This window comes from Bifidobacterium pongonis (assembly GCF_019331805.1).
Classification (GTDB): domain Bacteria; phylum Actinomycetota; class Actinomycetes; order Actinomycetales; family Bifidobacteriaceae; genus Bifidobacterium; species Bifidobacterium pongonis.
In genome coordinates this window covers 14932-34027 of sequence record NZ_JAHBBE010000029.1, presented here as the reverse complement: position 1 = coordinate 34027, position 19096 = coordinate 14932, and the positions used below count along the sequence as shown (strand labels likewise).

Below are 19096 nucleotides of genomic sequence, written 5' to 3'. Positions count from 1 at the left end.
GGTACGGCCAGCTCGGCTTCCAGTCGGTCGTGTGGACGCAGCTCGGCGTGAAGGTCGGCCTGTGGGCCGCGTACGCGCTGGTGACCGCCATCGTGGGCTTCGTGGCCGCATGGCTCGCCATCCGCGCGCGCCCCGCCGCGGCGGACGGCTCCAGCATCCGCGTGAACGATAACGTGGTCGAGATCAAGCAGTCGGTCAGCTCCAAGCACGCGCGCCGCGTGGCCGTGGCCGTCTCCGCAGTGGTCGGCGTGGTGTTCGGCGCACGTTTCAACGTCGACTGGTCCCAGGTCCTGCTCATGTTCAACGCCCAGCCCTTCGGCGTCAAGGACCCGCAGTTCGGCATCGACAACGGCTTCTACGTGTTCGTCCTGCCGGGCCTGAAGCTCATGGTCTCCGCGCTGTCCACCCTGCTGCTGGTCGGCTTGGTGTTCTCCGTCGCGACCCATGCGATGATGGGCGGCATCCGCGTCACCATGCCGGTGAACGGCCGTGGCCTGTTCGCCATCACCAAGCGCGCCCGCCGCCAGATCGCCATCTGGCTGATGCTCAACATGTTCGGCTGGGCCGCGCAGATCGCGCTCGGCGTGTTCTCCACCCTCACCTCCGAAGGCTCTCGCATCACCGGCGCCACCTACACCACCGTCAACGCCACCATCCCCGTCACGCTCATCATGGCCGTGCTGGTCGCCGTGCTCGGCGTGGTGCTGGGCGTGTGGCTCATGCGCTCGCACGCGCTCGAAGGCAGCGCCCCGATCGGCGTGCGCGCCTCCGCCGCGTTGAAGGCGTGGCGCACGCCGCTGATCGCCATCGCCGTCACGGTCATCGTCTCCATGGTGCTCACCATCGCATGGCCGGCCCTGCTGCAGCGTTTCCGCGTGAACCCGAACGCCCAGGAGATGGAATCCACGTACATCCAGCGCAACATCGACGCCACCCGCGCCGCCTACGGCCTGGGCAAGCTCAAGACCGAGCAGTACAAGGCCACCACCACGGGCAAGCAGGGCGCGCTGCGTTCGGAAAGCGAAAGCACCGCGCAGATCCGACTGCTCGACCCGCAGGTCGTGTCCCCGACCTTCAAGCAGCTGCAGCAGTCCAAGCAGTACTACACGTTCGCCGATTCGCTCACCGTCGACAAGTACAACATCGACGGCACCAGCCAGGACACGGTGATCGCGGCCCGCGAGCTCAACCTCGACGGCAACGACAACCGCAACTGGGTGAACGACCACACCGTGTACACGCACGGCTACGGCGTCGTGGCGGCCTACGGCAGCCAGGTGACTTCGGACGGCCAGCCGCGCTTCTTCGAATCCGGCATCCCCACCCAGGGCAAGCTCACCGAATCCGAGCATTACGAGCCGCGCATCTACTTCTCGCCGAACATGAGCGAATACTCCATCGTCGGCGCGCCGGAAGGCACCGACTCCTGGGAGTTCGACTATCCGACCGGCTCCCAGGGCGCGACCAACACCTTCAAGGGCGACGGCGGCCCCTCCGTGGGCAATCTGTTCTCCAGGCTGATGTACGCGATCCGCTTCGGTTCCGACCAGATCCTCTTCTCCGACCGCGTGACCTCCCAGTCGCAGATCCTCTACGACCGTTCGCCGCGCGAACGCGTCGCCAAGGTGGCGCCCTACCTCACGCTGGACGGGCGCGTGTACCCGGCCGTGGTGGATGGCCGCGTCAAGTGGATCGTGGACGGCTACACCACCTCCGACGCCTACCCGTACTCGCAGATGACCGAACTCGGTTCCGCCACCCAGGATTCCACCACCGTCAACTCCAGCACGGTCAAGGGCCTGGGCACGCAGAAGGCGAACTACATCCGCAACTCCGTCAAGGCGACCGTCGACGCGTATGACGGTTCCGTCGACCTGTACGTGTGGGACAACACGGATCCGGTGATCAAGGCGTGGGAGAAGATCTTCCCCGGCCAGTACCACCAGCTGTCCGAGATCTCCGGCGATCTGATGAGCCACCTGCGCTACCCGGAGAGCCTGTTCAAGGTGCAGCGCGAACTGCTCGCCAAATACCATGTGACCTCCGCCAGCCAGTACTATTCGGGCGAGGATTTCTGGCAGACGCCGGTCGACCCGACCGAGTCGAAGCAGGCCCAGTCCGAGGACATCCTGCAGCCGCCCTACTACCTGACCTTGCAGACGGGCGGTACGAAGGAGCCGGTGTTCTCGCTGACTTCCTCGTACATCCCCGCGGGCACGTCCACGCGTGAGATCCTCACCGGCTTCCTGTCGGTGGATTCCGACGCGGGTTCGACGGCGGGCAAGATAGGCCCGAACTACGGCACCATACGATTGCAGGAGTTGCCGAAGGATTCGAACGTGCCGGGCCCGGGCCAGGCGCAGAACAATTTCAACGCCGACGCCGACGTCTCCAAGGAGCTCAACCTGCTGCAGTCCGGCTCCACGAACGTGGTGCGCGGCAACCTGCTGACCCTGCCGTTGGGCGGCGGCTTGGTGTACGTGCAGCCGGTGTATGTGAAGTCCTCCGGCGCCACGTCGTTCCCGCTGCTCAAGAAGGTGCTCGTCGCGTTCGGCGATCAGGTCGGGTTCGCCGACACGCTCGACGAGGCGCTCGACCAGGTGTTCGGCGGCGATTCCGGCGCGAACGCCGGCGACGCCGACCACGCTTCGGGCAATACGCAGGCCAAGACGGACACGTCCGGCACGGATTCGTCCGATTCGTCGGGCGCGGATTCGTCTGGTGGCACCGGCAAGTCCGACAAGACGGATTCCGGTTCGTCGTCGGGCGCGCAGCGCAGCCCCGAACTGCAGCAGGCGCTCAACGACGCCTCCAAGGCCATGCAGGACGGTCAGACCGCCATGAAGAACGGCGACTGGTCCGCGTACGGCGACGCGCAGAAGAAACTGCAGGAGGCGCTGAACAAGGCCGTCGAACTGAGCAAGTGACGCGGGCAGGCCGGTAACGGTCGGCGAAGGCCGGGACGGGACGCTCCCACCGACGAGGTGAGACGTTCCCGCCCCGGCCTTCCCATATGCGCGACAATGGTGGCGGCGGCAAACAAGCCGAACGGCCTGAACAGCCCAAACGGTTCGGATGATTCGGGTGATTCAGACGGTTCAAACGGTCCGGACGGTCCGAATGGTTCGGACGGAAACGCATGGAACCGACGAGAGGAAACAAGGAGACGGCATGGCATACACGTACAGACCCGCCACGGAGGCGGACATCCAGGCGCTCACCGACATCTACAACGCGGCGGTGAGCGAAGGCGGATCGTCCGCCGACACCACCCCGCGCACCGTCGACCAGCGCCGCGCATGGCTCGAATCCCACCACGAGCCGTACGCGGTGTTCGTCACCGAAACGACCGGCGGCGACGGGGCACGCGAGGTCGTCGGCTTCAGCGCGCTCTCCGTGTTCTACGACAGGGCCGGCTACGACGGCGTTGCCGATCTGGCCTACTACATCGCGCCCGAATGGCGCGGCAAGGGAGTGGGCACGTTCACGCTCTCCTCGCTGCTCGACGAGGCACGCCGACGCCACATGCGCAAGGCATGCGGCATCATCTTCGCCGACAACGCCGGGTCCATCGCCCTGATGCACCGCTTCGGCTTCACCCAGTTCGGCCTGATGCCCGCCGCGGCCACCGATTCCACCGGCACCATGCGCGACATGAGCTACTGGTACCTCGACCTGTAAACAGTCCCGCAGCCACACGCCGCCGCATCTGCCCGCGGCGAACGGCCACGGGTCACGCACGGCGGTACAATGAAACACTTGGAAAGACGCCGGCCGGCATGAACACCATGCGCGCCGGCACGAGACGCGGCGCGACCGGCGCGGGATTGCGACCGACCCGCCGCGCATACGAAGACAACGCACGCAAATAAGAACACAAGACAACGGCAAAGGTGGGAACATGGCGTCCGATTTCTGGCTGATCGCAGGTCTGGGCAACCCCGGCGGCAAATACGAAGGCACCCGTCACAACATGGGATTCATGACGGCCGACGTGCTGGCCGAACGCTGGTCGGTCAACCTCTCCGACCACAAAGGGCTCGCACTGCTCGGCAAAGGCGTGATGAACCTCGACGGGCGCAACCAGAAGTTCTTCCTCGCCAAACCGCTCACCTACATGAACGAATCGGGCAACGCCGTCGCCTCCATCTGCGCCTACTATCAGATCGAACCCGACCACGTCATCGTCATCCACGACGACATGGACCTCGACTTCGGCCGCATCAAGGTCAAGGCCGGCGGATCCGCCGGAGGCCACAACGGCATCAAATCCATCGACCGTTCGCTCGGCACCCCGAAATACTCCCGCGTACGCATGGGCGTGGGCCACGCCAGGCGCGGTGCCAACGCGCACGACAACACCGTGAACTGGGTTCTGGGCGGATTCGGCCCCGACCAGCGCAAGCAGCTGCCCGACTTCCTCGCCGACGGCGCGGACGCCGCCGAGGAGATCATCTTCCACGGGCTCGCCAAAACCCAGGAGAAATTCAATGGCCGCTGAGGCACAACGGCAGCCGCAAGCCAACGGCAGGCCCGCCGACCCGATGCGCGCCAGCCTGGCCGGACTGCTCGAAACCCTCGACCGGGACACCACGTTCGCCACGGTCGCGAACGGCGAAGCCGAACCCGCAGGCGACGACATCGACGCCTCGCTCATCGTCGGAGCCCCCTCGGGCATCCGCCCCGCGCTCGCGGCCGCCATCGCCGCGAACCGCAACGCCAGCCAGGTCGTCTACGTCGTATCCTCCAGCCGAGAAGCCGAGGAAACCGTCGACTCGCTGCGCTCCTGGTACCCCGGAGAGACCACCGACATCGCCCAGCTCGAAGCATGGGAAACCCTGCCGCACGAACGCCTCAGCCCCCGCGCCGACACCGTCGCGAACCGCATGGCCGTATTCCGCAGGCTCAAACACCCCGAACCCGGCAACCCCATGTTCGGCCCGATCCGCATCCTCGTAATGCCCGTGCGCTCGCTGATCCAGCCCGTGGTGGCCGGCCTCGGCGACGTGGAACCGCTCGTGTTCACCAAAGGGGAGGAACTCGCGCTCGACAAGGCGGTGGAACGTCTGGTGCGCAACGCGTACACGCGCGTCGAACTGGTGATGAACCGCGGCGAGTTCGCCGTGCGCGGCGGCATCCTCGACGTGTTCCCGCCCACCTACCCGCACCCGGTGCGCATCGAGTTCTTCGGCGACGAGATCGACGGGATCAGGGAATTCCACGCCTCCGACCAGCGCACGTACGGCGGGGGCATCGCCACCATCTGGGCCACGCCCTGCCGCGAACTGCAGCTCACCGACGCGGTGCGCACGCGCGCGAAAAGCCTGATCGGCTCCATCCCCAACGCGGAGGACATGCTCGAATCCATCGCCAACGCCATCCCCGTCGAAGGCATGGAATCGCTTATGCCCGCGCTCGTCGACGACATGGAACCCGTGGCTGGCATGATCGACCCGCACGCCGTCATCCTGCTCAGCGACCCGGAGAAGCTGCGCAGGGCCGCCACCGACCTGATGAAAACCGCGAACGAATTCCTCGCGGCCAGCTGGCATGTGGCCGCATCCGGGCACGGCGGCGCACCCATCAGCTTCGACGAGGCCAGTTTCCTCGACTTCGACGAGGTCATGAGCTCGCTGGGCTATTCCGACCATGACGTCATCGAACTGACCGATTTCAACGTCGACACCTCCCGCACGGGCCGTGTGCGCATCGCCGCCGAAGCGCCCGGCGAGTTCCGCGGCGACGAAAGCCGTGCCGCCGCAGGCATCGAGGGATTGATCGACGAAGGCTATGCGGTCACCGTCACCGCCGCCGCGCAGGGCACGTTGGCGAGGCTCAAACGCGCCATCAACGAGACTGGCATCGCGAGCTTCGACACCATCCGCTCCGCCGCCGTCGACGGGTTCGTTGACACGGAGGCGAAGGTCGCGCTGCTGACCGAACGTGACCTGACCGGTCGCACCAGCGCCGCCGCGCGCGCCAAGACGCCGAAGCGCCGCCGCAAGGCCATCGACCTGATGGAACTCAAGACCGGCGACTATGTGGTGCACGAGCAGCACGGCATCGGCCGTTTCGTGGAGATGCGCCAGCGTACCGTCGGCACCGGCGCGAACGCGTCCACGCGTGAATACCTGGTCATCGAATACGCGCCCAGCAAACGCGGCGCCCCGGCGGACAAACTGTTCATCCCCACCGACCAGCTCGACCTGGTGAGCAAGTACATCGGCGCCGAAACCCCCAAGCTCAACAAGCTCGGCGGCTCCGACTGGGCCGCGACCAAGGCCAAGGCCCGCAAGCATGTGCGCGAGATCGCCGACGGCCTGGTGAAACTGTATTCGGCCCGCCAGCGCACGCCCGGCTTCGCCTTCAGCCCGGACACCCCGTGGCAGAAGGAGCTCGAGGACGCGTTCCCATACCAGGAGACCGCCGACCAGCTCACCACCATCGACGACGTGAAGGCCGACATGGAGAAGCCCCGTCCCATGGACCGCCTGATCTGCGGCGACGTGGGCTTCGGCAAGACCGAGATCGCCGTGCGCGCCGCGTTCAAGGCGGTGCAGGACGGCAAGCAGGTCGCCGTGCTCGTGCCCACCACGCTGCTCGTGCAGCAGCATTACGAGACGTTCACCGAACGCTACGAGGGATTCCCCGTCAACGTGGCCGCGATGAGCCGCTTCCAGAAGCCCAAGGAGATCAAGCAGACCATCGAGGGGCTGGCGGATGGCACCGTGGACGTGGTGATCGGCACGCACAAGCTGCTCGGCCCGAAGGTCAAGTTTAAGGATCTCGGCCTGGTCATCATCGACGAGGAGCAGCGTTTCGGCGTGGAGCACAAGGAGACGCTCAAGGCGCTGCGCACGAACGTCGACGTGCTGAGCCTGTCGGCCACGCCCATCCCGCGCACGCTGGAGATGGCGGTCACGGGCATCCGCGAGATGTCCACGCTGGCCACGCCCCCGGAGGACCGCCTGCCCGTGCTCACCTACGTGGGCGCGTACGAGGACGCGCAGGTCACCGCCGCGGTACGGCGCGAACTGCTGCGCGGCGGCCAGGTGTTCTACGTGCATAACCGCGTGGAGGACATCGCCTCCGTGGCGGACAAGATCCACCAGCTCGTGCCCGAAAGCCATGTCGGCATCGCGCACGGCAAGATGGGCGAGAAGCAGCTCGACCAGGTGATCCGCGACTTCTGGCACAGGGACATCGACGTGCTGGTGTGCACCACGATCATCGAAACCGGCCTCGATATCTCGAACGCGAACACGCTGATCGTCGACCATGCGGACCGGTTCGGCCTGAGCCAGCTGCACCAGCTGCGCGGCCGCGTGGGCCGTGGCCGCGAACGCGCCTACGCCTATTTCCTGTACGATCCGTCCAAGCCCATGACCCAGCAGTCGCACGACCGCTTGGCCACCATCGCGCAGAACACGGCGCTCGGCTCAGGCTTCGACGTGGCGATGAAGGACCTCGAGCTGCGCGGCACCGGCAACCTGCTCGGCGACCAGCAGTCCGGCCATATCGAAGGCGTCGGCTTCGACCTGTACGTGCGCATGGTCTCCGAAGCCGTGGAAGCGTACAAGGAGCCCGACAAGGCCGCCGAACCGATGGCCGTGTCGGTGGATCTGCCGGTCGAGGCGTCGATTCCGGTGGACTACATCGATTCCGACAAGCTGCGTCTGGAGGCGTACCGCAAGCTCGCCGCCGCCCGCACCGAGGATGACCTGGCCGCGCTGCGCGAGGAGCTGACCGACCGCTACGGCAAGCCGCCGGAGCAGTTCGACACCCTGTTCGACGTGGCACGCCTCAAGTTCAAGGCGCGCAGGATGGGCATCAGCGAGATCCTTGCCCAGTCGAACCGCGTGCGCATCGGGCGCATCGACCCCGCCGAATCGGTCCGCATGCGCATGTCGAGGATCTACCGCGGCTTCCAATACCGCCCGGTCACCCACCAGCTCATCATCCCGGCCCCGTTCGCGGGTTCGCTCGGCTCGCAGCCCATGAGCGGCGACCAGATCATGCTCTGGCTCAACCAGCTGCTCGACGACCTGGCATGGACGCCCAAGCCGCGCCGCTAACACGCCCTCCGGCGAATGGGCGTTTCGTCCATCAATCCCATTATTCTTGGCATTGACATCACAACCTAGCGTTTAAAGGAGTAGTTGTGGCAGCAATTGAAAGCGTGTACGCGCGTCAGATTCTTGATTCCCGTGGCAACCCGACCGTTGAGGTCGTGCTTGATACCGAAGACGGTGCTCAGGGCCTGGGTCTGGTTCCGTCCGGTGCTTCCACTGGTGAGGCTGAGGCTTGGGAGCGCCGCGATGGCGACAAGTCCGTCTACCAGGGCAAGGGTGTGCTCGACGCTGTCAAGGCAGTGAACGAGGAGATCGCTCCGAAGGTCATCGGCATGGATGCCGCCGACCAGCGCGCTCTCGACGATCTGATGATCGAGCTCGACGGCACCCCGAACAAGGGCCGTCTCGGCGCCAACGCCATCCTCGGCGTCTCCCTGGCCGCCCTGTACGCCTCCGCCGAGTCCGCCGGCATGCCGCTGTACCGCTACATCGGCGGCACCAACGGCCACATCCTGCCGGTCCCGAACATGAACATCATGAACGGTGGCGCCCACGCTGACTTCGCCACCGACATCCAGGAGTACATGATCTCCCCGTACGGCTTCGACTCCTACTCCGAGGCTCTGCGCGCCGGCGTCGAGGTCTACCACACCCTGAAGAACGTCCTGAAGAAGGAAGGCCTGGCCACCGGTCTGGGCGACGAGGGCGGCTTCGCTCCGAAGATGAAGTCCAACAAGGACTCCCTGAACTACATCATGGACGCCATCTCCGCCGCCGGCTACGAGCCGGGCAAGCAGATCGGCATCTCCCTGGACGTCGCCTCCTCCGAGTTCTACAACAAGGAAACCGGCAAGTACCACTTCGAGGGTGACGACCGCGAGGCCGGCTACATGCTCGACTTCTACGAGAACCTGATCAACGAGTACCCGATCGTCTCCATCGAGGATCCGTTCCAGGAAGAAGGTTGGGACGACTGGGCGGCCATCACCGCTCGCCTCGGCGATCGTCTGCAGTTCGTCGGCGACGACCTGCTGGTCACCAACCCGAAGCGTCTGGCCAAGGGCATCGAGCTCGGCGCCGCCAACTCCCTGCTGGTCAAGCTGAACCAGATCGGCACCGTCACCGAGACCCTGGACGCCATCGAGCTGGCCACCAAGAACGGCTTCACCTCCATGGTTTCCCACCGCTCCGGCGAGACCCCGGACACCACCATCTCCGACCTGGCCGTCGCCAAGAACACCGGCCAGATCAAGACCGGTGCCCCGGCTCGTGGCGAGCGTATCGCCAAGTACAACCGCCTGCTCGAGATCGAGGAGGAGCTCGGCTCCACCGCTCAGTACGCCGGCTACAGTGCTTTCAAGGCCTGCAAGAAGTACATCGCCAAGTGAGCTGATTGACGCATAGCGTCATCTGATTCATTCGCCTAAGGGTGGGATGTTCCTCGGAACGTCCCACCCTTTCGCGTTGCCCGCAACACGGCGAAACGGGTCGCACGGCGCCTTGCGCATAGTCGAATGCGCCGGGTAGGTTGGTGACCATGAGCATACGGAAGCGCAGCGCATCCGGTGGCGCCGCGAAAACCACCGGAAGAACCGGGAAAAACGGGAAAGGCGAGGGCAACGCTCAGAAGAGCAGGGCGTCACGCTCGGGCGGTCCGATCGCGTTCTTCGTCTCCCTGTTCATCGTGCTAGTCGCGGCCATCCAGCTGGTATCCACCTTCAACGCCTACGCGAACGACCTCGCGCATCTCAACAATCTGAAACGCCAGGAGGCGGCGCTCATCGCGCAGAAGAAGGAACTCGAGAACGACATCGCCCGCTGGGACGACGAATCCTATGTCGCGGCGCAGGCGCGCGAACGGCTCGGCTTCGTGTTCCCCGGCGAACAGTCCGTGCACGTGATGAACCCGGAGGCGGTGACGGGCAAGGAATCCGACGCCAAAGCCTCGAAGAGCAAGGAATCGACCGAGCAGAAGCTGCCGTGGTACAGCGAACTGTCGTACGCCTTCAAGGAAGCCGACCAATCCGACAACAAATAGCGCAAGCCTAACCGGCGGCCCGCCGCACGGCGTGCGTGCGGGTATGGTAATGGAAGCACATCGAACGAACACGATACGGAACACCTACACACAGGAAGGGCAATAGTGAGCCAGATCGAACCCGACGCATTGGCAGAGCAGCTTCTCGCGCAGCAGCCTGAGGAACGAGACATCGCCATCGTGCAGGAGCAGCTGGGGCGATACCCCCGCGGCATGGTGGCCGTGGGCGCGCGCTGCGTGTGCGGCCGCCCGCTCGCCGTGGTGACCAGGCCGTTGCTGCCCGGGGGAGTGCCGTTCCCCACGACCTGCTACCTGACCAGCCCCGAGGCGGTCAAGGCCGCATCGCATGTCGAAGCCGAAGGATCCATGCGCGACTACGGCGAAATGGTCGCCGAGGACGAGAACGTCAAAGCCGCGTACGAGCGCGCGCACCGGCTGTACCTCGAATTCCGCCACGCCATCGCCACACGCTTGGGCGACAGCGAGGAGCACATCGAAGGCACGTCCGCGGGCGGCATGCCCGTGCGCGTCAAGTGCCTGCACGCCCTGATCGCGCAGTCCCTGGTGATGGGACCGGGCGTGAACCCGATCGGCGACATGGTGCTCGAACGCGTCAAGGACGAATTCGACCCCACCGTCTGCCGTTGCAGCGTGGCATGGCCGTCCGCCGACAAGACGCGGGAATAAGCGAAGCGAACAGCAGAACCGGCATAGGGAAGGACTGAAACGATGACGAAATCGGTAACCGTGGCGGGCATCGACTGCGGAACGAACTCCATCCGACTGAAGGTGGCGCGCGTCGACGAGAACGGCATGACGCAGATCGTGCCGCGCCAGCTGAAGGTGATCCGCCTCGGCCAGGACGTCGACAAGACGCACCGCTTCGCGGACGAGGCGCTGGAACGCGCCTACGCCGCCGCGCGCGAGTTCGCCGACATCCTCAAGGAGCATCCCGTCGACGGTCTGCGCTTCGTCGCCACGTCCGCCACGCGCGACGCGGCAAACCGCGAGGAGTTCGAGGACGGCATCGAGGAGATCCTCGGCGTACGCCCCGAGGTCATTCCCGGCACCGAGGAGGCCGATCTGAGCTTCCTGGGCGCGACGAGCGTCGTGCCGCGCAACGATTTGAAGCCCCCGTACCTGGTGGTCGATCTGGGCGGCGGCTCCACCGAGCTGGTCATCGGCGGCGACGGCGAAAGCGCCCCCGCCACCCAGGTGCAGGCGGCCTACTCCATGAACATCGGATCCGTGCGCATGACCGAACGCCACCTGAAGAACGACCCGCCCACCGCCGAGCAGATCGAGGAAGCCTACAAGGACATCGACGAGCATATCGACGAGGCCTTCCGCACCGTGCCGGCCGGCCGCGCGCGCACCATCATCGGCGTCTCCGGCACCGTCACCACCATGACCGCGCTGGCCATGGGATTGCAGGAATACGACCACACCCTGGTGGACGGCTACCGTCTGCCCGTGGAGGAGGCCTACAAGGTGGACGACCGCTTCCTGAACATGACGCGCGCCGAACGCGCCGAATACAAGACCATCCACCCCGGCCGCATCGACGTGGTGGGCGGCGGCGCCGTGGTGTGGAACCGCGTGCTGTCGCGCGTCAGCGAGGCCGCCAAGGCCGATCACGGCGAGCCGATCGACTCGTTCGTGGCCAGCGAGCATGGTCTGCTCGACGGCCTCGTGCTTGATTACGGCCGTAGGCTTCTCGCCGCCTGAACGGCGTGCTAGCATACAATAAGCGCTGGCAGGAAGCATGATCCCCGCACGGGGTTCCGGCGTTCCGGCCAACCTGCCTCCATGGCGAAATCGGTATACGCAGCTGACTTAAAATCAGTCGCTTCGGCTTGCGGGTTCGAGTCCCGCTGGAGGCACCGAAGACGCGGAAACGGACAGCCGAACGGGCCCGCCGGAAACGGCGGGTCTTTCCGTATCCGCGGCGATCCGTTCATTCCATTCACGCCATCCCGCTCACAGGGCACGGCAAAACAAGCGAAACATACGGCAGGTAAGCTGCTCCACAGCATGCACGAGACGATGTGAGGAGCGCATATGCCGTCCAACAGGAGCGACGTAGAAAAGACCACCACGAACGGCGAGCTGCCGATCATGCCGACGCAGGCCATCATCATCGGCACGGTGCTGGCCATCGGCGCCATCTCCTGCTCCGGCTTCTACCTGTCGATGCTGGGCGGCAGCGTCGCCCTGGTGCCGTGGATGTGCGTGGTGCTGTTCGTCGCCGTCGCGTTCACGTATGTGGTCGGATTCGCCCTGCTGTGGTGCGCCGAATCCTTCACCCTGCGCATGAAGGAACGGTTCAGGGCGCTGGCCTACGGCGTCGTCGGCTTCATCGGTTACGGCGTGTGGGGGCTGCTGGTCATGACTTCGCTGATGAACTCGATCGGCCAACCGCTCAACGGTGTGGTGCTGTCCAACGGCAGCGTGCTGGCCGTCGCGTTGAACTATGCGGTGTTCGGTTTCCTGGCGTTCATGCTGGGTCAGCTTCTCGCCCCCAAGCTGTGCGTGAAAAAGCCGCTCGCCTTCGGGCTGCTGGCCGCGCAGATCGTGCTCGCGGTGTTCGGTCTGATCGCCATGGTGATGATGTTCGGCGCATTGTACCGGTAGATGCCGGTAGGTGTAGGCGAACACTGATACGCTTCGGCGGCTGGGCACCTGTGCCCGGCCGCTTTTCCATGCCGGCGTGACCGTGCGAAGTGTTCGGAATGCGGCGGTTTCGCCGTGGAAGTGCCCAAAAGCGTGCGATGGTGCTAATCTAGAGCGCATTGCCCAAATAGGAGGTTTTGTGACATGGCAGATCAGATGCCCAAGGTGAACAGCGAGTTCGGGGCCCGTCCGCAGATTGAATTCCCCACCGAGGAAGCCCCGAAGGGTCTGAAGGCAGTGGAGCTCATCGAAGGCGATGGCCCGATGGTGCGCCGCGGCGACACCGTCACCGTGAACTACCACGGCGTGGTGTGGGGTAAGGAGGAGCCGTTCGACTCCAGCTTCGACCGTCATCAGCCGGCCAGCTTCGGCATCGGCGTGGGTCAGGTCATCAAGGGTTGGGATCAGACGGTGCCGGGCCACAACGTCGGTTCCCGTCTCGTGGTGTCCATCCCGCCGGAGTATGGCTATGGCAGCCGTGGCGTCCCGCAGGCCGGCATCGGCGGCGGCGACACTCTGGTGTTCGTGGTCGATATCATTTCCACGCGCTGATCACCGTTCAACACTGACATACATCGGAAGCGTCGGCGGCTAGGGCACCGACGCTTTCTTCGAACAATGAAGGAGTCGATATGACACAAGAGGATCAGGTTTTCCTGCTGACGCAGGAGGCTTACGACAAGATGCAGGAGGAGCTGAAGTGGCGTGAGGGGGAGTACCGCGACGAGATCATCGCCAAGGTCTCCGCGGCACGCGCCGAAGGCGATCTGAGCGAGAACGGCGGCTACCATGCCGCACGCGAGGCCCAGCGCGTCAACCAGGGCCGTATCGAGGAGCTGACGTTCAAACTGCGCCACGCCAAGATCCTCACCGCGCCTCCCGCGGGCAAGGTCGGCGACGGTTCCCTGGTCACGCTCGACATGAACGGCCGCGAGAAGGTGTTCGTGCTGGGATCGCACGATCTCGCCATCGCCACCGATCAGGCCATCATCAGCCCGGAGTCCCCGATCGGCGCCGCGATCTACGGCGCGAAGGTCGGCGACACCGTGACCTACCAGGCTCCCAACGGCCGCGAGATCTCCGTGACCATCAAGGATTCCAAGCCGCTGAGCTGAACCCGCGCGTGAACGCCCGCCAAGTCGCATGAGGCGGCTGAAACGGGCGATCCGATCCAACGGATGTGGGATATACGAGTGGAGGCGCCACCCTTTGCCGGGGTGGCGCCTCCACTCGTATGCGCACAGGTATGCGGTTCCGCCGCGGTTCGGCCTGCGCCGAATCAGGGGACCATGGTCCACATGTTCACGATCACCATGTAAATCGCGACCATATGACACGCGTACCCGGCGACCGTGCCGCAGTGGAAGATCTCATGGAAGCCGAACACGCGCGGCCACGGGTCGGGCTTGCGGCGCGCGTAGACGATGGCGCCGGCGATGTAGCATACGCCGCCCGCGATGATGAGGATCGTCACGGCAGGGCCGGCCACGGGGGAGGTCCAGAACAGGGCCATGTAGGCGAGGCCGTAGATGCCGAAGATGACGTACACCAGGGTGTACAGCCAGCGCGGCGCGTTGATCCAGATGACGTGGATGATGATGGCGATGGCGGTGCACGCCCACATGGAGATGATGATCAGGTTACGCCAGAACGGCTGCAGGGCGAACGACACTGGCGTGTAGGTGCCGGCGATCAGCAGGAAGATGTTCACATGGTCGATGCGGCGCAGCACGTTGGTGACCTTCGGGTTCCAATCGCCCAGATGGTAGGCCGCGGAGTTGGTGAAGAGGATGAGGGAGCTGGTCATGAACACGGCGCACGCCCATTTGAGGCCGGGCTGTTTGGCCAGGCAGATGAGCACGATGCCGGCCGCGAGGGAGAGCGGGGCGGCCACGGCGTGGATCCAGCCGCGCATCGCGGGCTTCGGTCTGCCGTGCACGTCGTAGCGGATCTTGCGCGGCTTCTTGTTCTTCTTTTCCAGTTCCGGCACTTCGATGCCTTCGATCTTGGCGGCCTTGATCTCGCCCTTGGCGATGACGTGCGTCGCCTTCGCCTCGGCCTTCAGACGGATCTTCTCCGCCTTGAGCCGTGCGCGTGCGCGTGCGCCGTCTGCCTTCGATCTGATGGCCTGATCGTGCGCGTCCGTTACGGCGGCCTGTTTGCGTGCGATTTCCGCCTCTTCGCGTTCTGACATGGTCGATCCTCTCAGGTTGGTTACGCAACCGTAACCTACGATACCGTAGGTTAGTGGAAAGTCAAGTGACATGACGTCAAAACCTCGTGTCACCGCGCGAGGCGTGCGTATTATTGTCGCATGGCCGATTTCTCTCAAATACTCGCAACGCGTCCGGACTTCGATGACAGAGATCGTGAATGGCTGCACCACTTGGTAGCCGACTGGCAGGTGGTCGCCGATCTCAGCTTCGCGGACCTGCTGTTGCTCATCAAAAACGGTGAAGGACAATACGTCGTGGCCGAACAGTGCCGCCCGTCCACCATGGTGACCCTACGCGCCGACGACATCGTCGGCAAGATCGTACCCGAGGAGATGACCGCGGAACTCGACGCGGCCATGGAATCCGAAGGCGTCTACCGTTCCCCGGTGATGCGCGACTTCGGCAAGGTCAACGTCTGCACCGTATACGCCCCGGTACACGCCCACGGCAAGACGCTGGGCCTCGTGGTGCGCGAGACGAACATGACCACGCGCGAATCGAACGGCCGCTACGAAACCGAAAGCATCAACTCCGGCAAGCAGCTGTTCAAGATGATCCCGCGCGGCCAATTCCCATACACCGACGCGGTGATGAGCCAACGCCACATCGCCCGCATGTCCGACGGATTCATCATCCTCACAGTGGACGGCATCGTCCGCTACGCCTCGCCGAACGCCATCAGCTGCTTCCGCAGGATCGGCCTGCTCGCCACCATGCGCGGCCACTACCTGAGCGAACTCGGCGTGAACCTGCTGCACACCGACGACCCGGTCGACGACCAGCTGCCGCTCGTACTCAGCGGCAAGGCCGCCGTCGACTCGGAAATCTGCACCAACCATTCCGCCGTCTCGCTGCGCTCGCTGCCGCTGTACGACGAGAACGGCCGCATGGGCGCGATCGTGCTGTGCCGCGACGTGACCGAGCTGCGCCGCCGTGAGAAGGAACTGCAGACCAAGGATGCCACGATCTCCGAGATCCACCACCGCGTGAAGAACAACCTGCAGGCCGTGTCCGCGCTGCTGCGCCTGCAGGCCCGCAAGACCAAGTCCGAAGAGGTGAAGAACGAGCTGAAGGAGGCGCAGCGCCGCGTGCAGACCATCGCCATGGTGCACGAGGGTCTGAGCCAGACCGCCGACGAGGTCGTCGACTTCGACAAGGTGATCTCCAAGCTGCTGCGCATGGCGGTCGACCTGGCCACCATGCGCGACCAGCATATCGACATCAGCTTCCTCGGCAAGTTCGGCATGATGCCCGCGCAGGACGCCACGCCGCTCTCCCTGGTGCTCACCGAGCTCATCACCAACTGCGTCGAGCATGGCTTCGAAGGCCGCGAGGAGGGTCATATCACGGTTTCCGTGGGACGTTCCGGCGCGAACCTCAACGTCGTGGTGGAGGATGACGGCGTCGGCCTCGATTCCGAGGCGCATGGCGGCATGGCGCGTTCCTCCGGTTCCGGCCTGGGCACGCAGATCATCAACACCTTCGTGACCAACGATTTCGGCGGCAGCGTGCACTGGCAGGCCCGCCGCGAAGGCGGCACCAGGGTGGTGCTGGATATGACGCTTCGCGCGGCCCAGTCCCAGCTGTGACCTGCGGGCAGTAACGCGAACGGGCATACGAAAGGGGCGGAAAGCAATCGCTTTCCGCCCCTTCCTGTTCGGTGAGCACCAGGAACCGAACGTCTCTGGTGTGCAGATATCAGATCTGCATCTGCATGGCCTGCGAACGGCGCAGGCGCATCGCCTTACGCTTGAGCTGACGACGTTCGTCCTCGCTCAGGCCGCCCCACACGCCGTAATCCTGGTTCGTGTCGAGTGCGCACTTCAGGCAGGCGTCGATCACCTTGCAGGTGCGGCACACGGCCTTGGCCTCTTCGATCTGCTGATACGCAGCGCCGGTGTTGCCGACGGGGAAGAACAGCTCGGGATCCTTGTCGCGGCATGCAGCCTTGGCTCGCCAATCAAAAGCGCTGCTCATTATTTCCTCCCAAATGGAGTGTCCAAACAATCTTTCCAGTAACAGATAAGCACGTTCCACCAAGTTTTTCAAGAGTTTTTCTCGAAGAGATTGGCGAAGTTTCACGAACTGTCTCCAAAGGAGCATTGTACCGGCACCACCCGAGCACGGTCGATGAACACCGCGCGGCCCGGCAACGTCAGGCTTTCCACGTCGAACGAATCCCATAGTGCGCCCGGGATGCCGTTCATCTGATCGGTCGCCTTGTCTGCGGTGGGGAACACCACGCGCACGGCGCATTGCTCGGGAATGCGCACGTGGCGGCTGGACTCCACGGCGAACACGACGATGATGGTGTGATCGGCCAGAGCCTCGCGCAATTTCGCTGCAAGCGGATCGGCGCAGAAGGGGTCGAACAGCGGGTCGGCGTCGTCCACCAGCCATACGAGCCGTGACGGCTCGGCTCGTGCATCGCCCTGCGTGATGTCCGGCATGTCGTCCGGCATATCGTCCGGCATATCGGGAACGCAGTCATACTCCGGCATCGTATGCGTCTCGTAGCCGATCGCGCCGCGCCGCGTCCACCGCACCGCCACCGCGCCGACGGCACTGTCAGCACCGACGGTGCCGTCGCACAGTCGGCGGGCAAGCTGGGCGAGCAGCGCGGTCTTGCCCCGGCCCTGCGGCCCGATCACGCCGATATTGCCATGATCCAACGGCATCACGGCGGTATGCAACGTCACACCATCATCGGCCAAGGCGAAGGGAACACCGCAAGACGTATCGCGGGAGGGCGGAACCGCCGGCAGCCTGGTCACCGTGCGGGGCAGCGGCGCGGAGAACAAGGCGGGCGGCGGCACCGTGCCGTGGTATCGCGCCGCCAGCACCACCGCGTCGACCATACGCGCGATATCCTTCGCCGCGGCGCAACGCCACGCCTCCACGCCTTCGCCGTCATTGCAATACACCACGCCCGGCAACGACGGCGGAATGTTCGCGGCCCTGCCGGAACCAAGAATCTCCACCGACTGCAGGGCATCCCGCACGCGCAAACACAATCCCAACGTCATATTCGCCTTCATTTCCGAGGAAACCTGCCCGACCGGATGCTGCGTGCACGCGATCACATGCATGCCCAACGACCGGCCCAGCGACGCGATGCGCACGATACGGTTCACCACGTCGGGCAACTGATCGCGCAACGCATGGAACTCGTCGATGACGACCACCAGCCGGGGCGGAGCCGATTGCAGCGCGGAAACGTCATGCGCACGCTGTTCGGCCACCAGCCGTTCCCTACGTTTCAACTCGACATCCAACGCATGCAACGCACGCACGGCATGCTGCAGATCCAGATCGCAGACATTGCCCACGCAATGCGGCAGACGCTCAAGCGGCCGAAACGCCGTACCGCCCTTGAAATCAAGGAACACGAACTGCACACGGTCGGGAGGATTACGCACCGCCATCGCCAGACACCAGCTTTGCAACAGCACGGACTTGCCCGAACCAGTGGTACCCGCCACCAGCGCATGCGGCCCCTGCCGGCTCAGATCAAGCCGCACCGCATCATGCTCCGCCATGCCGACCGGCACATCCAACGAAAACGGCAGCAGCCACTGCCGGGCCACGGTCCGCCACGGCAACGGGTCAACCTCACGCCGCAAACCCAACAACGCCTCCAGATCCACGCTCGCAAGACGCTGCAAGGCGACCACATCATCCGCATTCCCACACCCCGAAACACCATAGGAGTCGCCGGGCGAAGCAGCGGGGGAGAGCGCCATTCGGGAAGCGGAATCCTGCCCGACCCCGCCCACGGCGGAACCCTCGGAGACACGCTGCACACGAGCCAACGCCAACGAAGCCAAACAGCCCAGCATCGAAGGAACCATCATCGCGGCGAACATCCACTGCCGGAACGCCACCATCATCGCGATTAGCATAAGCTGACCCGCCATAGGCATCAGCATGACCAGCATCGTCAGACGCTCCGTCCGTTGCGCTCGCCGTTCCTGCCGCGCGGCGGATCGCCTCGGCTGCTTCGGCTTGTCTGGCCGCTGTTCCGGTTGCCGTGTTGTTTGTCTTCGTCGCCACATGAGCCCAGTGTGCGGTGGACCGCGAACGCCGGTCAACCTGTA

Annotated in this window: 15 protein-coding genes and 1 tRNA gene; 13 read left to right on the top strand and 3 right to left on the bottom strand. The window is 64.8% G+C overall.

Features of this window, described 5'->3' with window-relative positions; all coding sequences use genetic code 11:
• The 12 genes from KIH75_RS07710 to KIH75_RS07660 form a co-directional block, all read left to right on the top strand.
• On the top strand, positions 1 to 2927 hold a 2927-nt coding region (locus tag KIH75_RS07710; RefSeq protein WP_219056168.1), incomplete at its 5' end, for a UPF0182 family membrane protein.
• Positions 2928 to 3171: 244 nt separating this feature from the next.
• On the top strand, positions 3172 to 3681 hold the full coding sequence (locus KIH75_RS07705) for a GNAT family N-acetyltransferase (RefSeq protein ID WP_219056167.1): 510 nt from the start codon (positions 3172 to 3174) through the stop codon (positions 3679 to 3681).
• A 220-nt stretch (positions 3682 to 3901) separates the two neighbouring features.
• Positions 3902 to 4501 (top strand): aminoacyl-tRNA hydrolase, encoded by a 600-nt coding sequence (gene pth / locus KIH75_RS07700; RefSeq protein WP_219056166.1) that lies wholly within the window; start codon positions 3902 to 3904, stop codon positions 4499 to 4501.
• 43 nt (positions 4502 to 4544) lie between these two features.
• Positions 4545 to 8075: a transcription-repair coupling factor gene (gene mfd, locus KIH75_RS07695; RefSeq protein ID WP_219056173.1), complete on the top strand. Its 3531-nt coding sequence runs from the start codon at positions 4545 to 4547 to the stop codon at positions 8073 to 8075.
• Between the two features lie 86 nt (positions 8076 to 8161).
• Positions 8162 to 9460, top strand: a complete 1299-nt coding sequence (eno, locus tag KIH75_RS07690; RefSeq protein WP_219056165.1) for a phosphopyruvate hydratase — start codon at positions 8162 to 8164, stop codon at positions 9458 to 9460.
• A 149-nt stretch (positions 9461 to 9609) separates the two neighbouring features.
• A complete protein-coding gene (locus KIH75_RS07685; RefSeq protein WP_219056164.1) occupies positions 9610 to 10110 on the top strand; it encodes an FtsB family cell division protein in 501 nt (166 codons plus the stop codon).
• A gap of 129 nt (positions 10111 to 10239) precedes the next feature.
• Entirely contained in the window at positions 10240 to 10797 is a 558-nt protein-coding gene (locus KIH75_RS10140; RefSeq protein WP_236028125.1) for a DUF501 domain-containing protein, read from the top strand.
• Positions 10798 to 10839: 42 nt separating this feature from the next.
• Positions 10840 to 11838 carry a Ppx/GppA phosphatase family protein gene (locus tag KIH75_RS10135; RefSeq protein WP_236028124.1) on the top strand — a complete coding sequence of 333 codons (999 nt, stop codon included), beginning with the start codon at positions 10840 to 10842 and terminating at the stop codon, positions 11836 to 11838.
• A gap of 75 nt (positions 11839 to 11913) precedes the next feature.
• Positions 11914 to 11993 (top strand) — tRNA-Leu (locus KIH75_RS07675).
• 178 nt (positions 11994 to 12171) lie between these two features.
• On the top strand, positions 12172 to 12744 hold the full coding sequence (locus KIH75_RS07670; RefSeq protein ID WP_219056163.1) for a cadmium transporter: 573 nt from the start codon (positions 12172 to 12174) through the stop codon (positions 12742 to 12744).
• A 183-nt stretch (positions 12745 to 12927) separates the two neighbouring features.
• Positions 12928 to 13335 (top strand): FKBP-type peptidyl-prolyl cis-trans isomerase, encoded by a 408-nt coding sequence (locus KIH75_RS07665; RefSeq protein WP_219056162.1) that lies wholly within the window; start codon positions 12928 to 12930, stop codon positions 13333 to 13335.
• A gap of 80 nt (positions 13336 to 13415) precedes the next feature.
• A complete protein-coding gene (locus tag KIH75_RS07660; RefSeq protein WP_173552486.1) occupies positions 13416 to 13898 on the top strand; it encodes a GreA/GreB family elongation factor in 483 nt (160 codons plus the stop codon).
• A 164-nt stretch (positions 13899 to 14062) separates the two neighbouring features.
• Here KIH75_RS07660 and trhA read toward each other — a convergent pair whose 3' ends face one another.
• Complete coding sequence (gene trhA / locus KIH75_RS07655) at positions 14063 to 14977, bottom strand: PAQR family membrane homeostasis protein TrhA (RefSeq protein WP_219056161.1); 915 nt, start codon at positions 14975 to 14977, stop codon at positions 14063 to 14065.
• A gap of 120 nt (positions 14978 to 15097) precedes the next feature.
• Between trhA and KIH75_RS07650 the strand changes: the two genes are divergently transcribed.
• A complete protein-coding gene (locus KIH75_RS07650; protein ID WP_219056160.1) occupies positions 15098 to 16588 on the top strand; it encodes a sensor histidine kinase in 1491 nt (496 codons plus the stop codon).
• A gap of 109 nt (positions 16589 to 16697) precedes the next feature.
• Here KIH75_RS07650 and KIH75_RS07645 read toward each other — a convergent pair whose 3' ends face one another.
• Both KIH75_RS07645 and KIH75_RS07640 read right to left on the bottom strand, forming a co-directional pair.
• Positions 16698 to 16976 (bottom strand): WhiB family transcriptional regulator, encoded by a 279-nt coding sequence (locus KIH75_RS07645; protein ID WP_003826822.1) that lies wholly within the window; start codon positions 16974 to 16976, stop codon positions 16698 to 16700.
• 101 nt (positions 16977 to 17077) lie between these two features.
• The gene (locus tag KIH75_RS07640; protein ID WP_236028123.1) at positions 17078 to 18937 is read right to left on the bottom strand and encodes an FtsK/SpoIIIE domain-containing protein; all 1860 of its coding nucleotides are present in this window, start codon (positions 18935 to 18937) and stop codon (positions 17078 to 17080) included.
• Between the last annotated feature and the right edge of the window lie 159 nt (positions 18938 to 19096).

Excerpts from the sequence above, each read along its gene's own strand:
- mfd (WP_219056173.1), top strand. The coding sequence starts at position 4,545 with ATGCGCGCCAGCCTGGCCGGACTGCTCGAAACCCTCGACCGGGACACC.
- KIH75_RS07645 (WP_003826822.1), bottom strand. The coding sequence starts at position 16,976 with ATGAGCAGCGCTTTTGATTGGCGAGCCAAGGCTGCATGCCGCGACAAG.
- pth (WP_219056166.1), top strand. The coding sequence starts at position 3,902 with ATGGCGTCCGATTTCTGGCTGATCGCAGGTCTGGGCAACCCCGGCGGC.
- KIH75_RS07665 (WP_219056162.1), top strand. The coding sequence starts at position 12,928 with ATGGCAGATCAGATGCCCAAGGTGAACAGCGAGTTCGGGGCCCGTCCG.
- KIH75_RS07685 (WP_219056164.1), top strand. The coding sequence starts at position 9,610 with ATGAGCATACGGAAGCGCAGCGCATCCGGTGGCGCCGCGAAAACCACC.
- trhA (WP_219056161.1), bottom strand. The coding sequence starts at position 14,977 with ATGTCAGAACGCGAAGAGGCGGAAATCGCACGCAAACAGGCCGCCGTA.
- KIH75_RS07640 (WP_236028123.1), bottom strand. The coding sequence starts at position 18,937 with ATGCTGGTCATGCTGATGCCTATGGCGGGTCAGCTTATGCTAATCGCG.
- KIH75_RS07670 (WP_219056163.1), top strand. The coding sequence starts at position 12,172 with ATGCCGTCCAACAGGAGCGACGTAGAAAAGACCACCACGAACGGCGAG.
- KIH75_RS07660 (WP_173552486.1), top strand. The coding sequence starts at position 13,416 with ATGACACAAGAGGATCAGGTTTTCCTGCTGACGCAGGAGGCTTACGAC.
- KIH75_RS07650 (WP_219056160.1), top strand. The coding sequence starts at position 15,098 with ATGGCCGATTTCTCTCAAATACTCGCAACGCGTCCGGACTTCGATGAC.
- KIH75_RS07705 (WP_219056167.1), top strand. The coding sequence starts at position 3,172 with ATGGCATACACGTACAGACCCGCCACGGAGGCGGACATCCAGGCGCTC.
- KIH75_RS10135 (WP_236028124.1), top strand. The coding sequence starts at position 10,840 with ATGACGAAATCGGTAACCGTGGCGGGCATCGACTGCGGAACGAACTCC.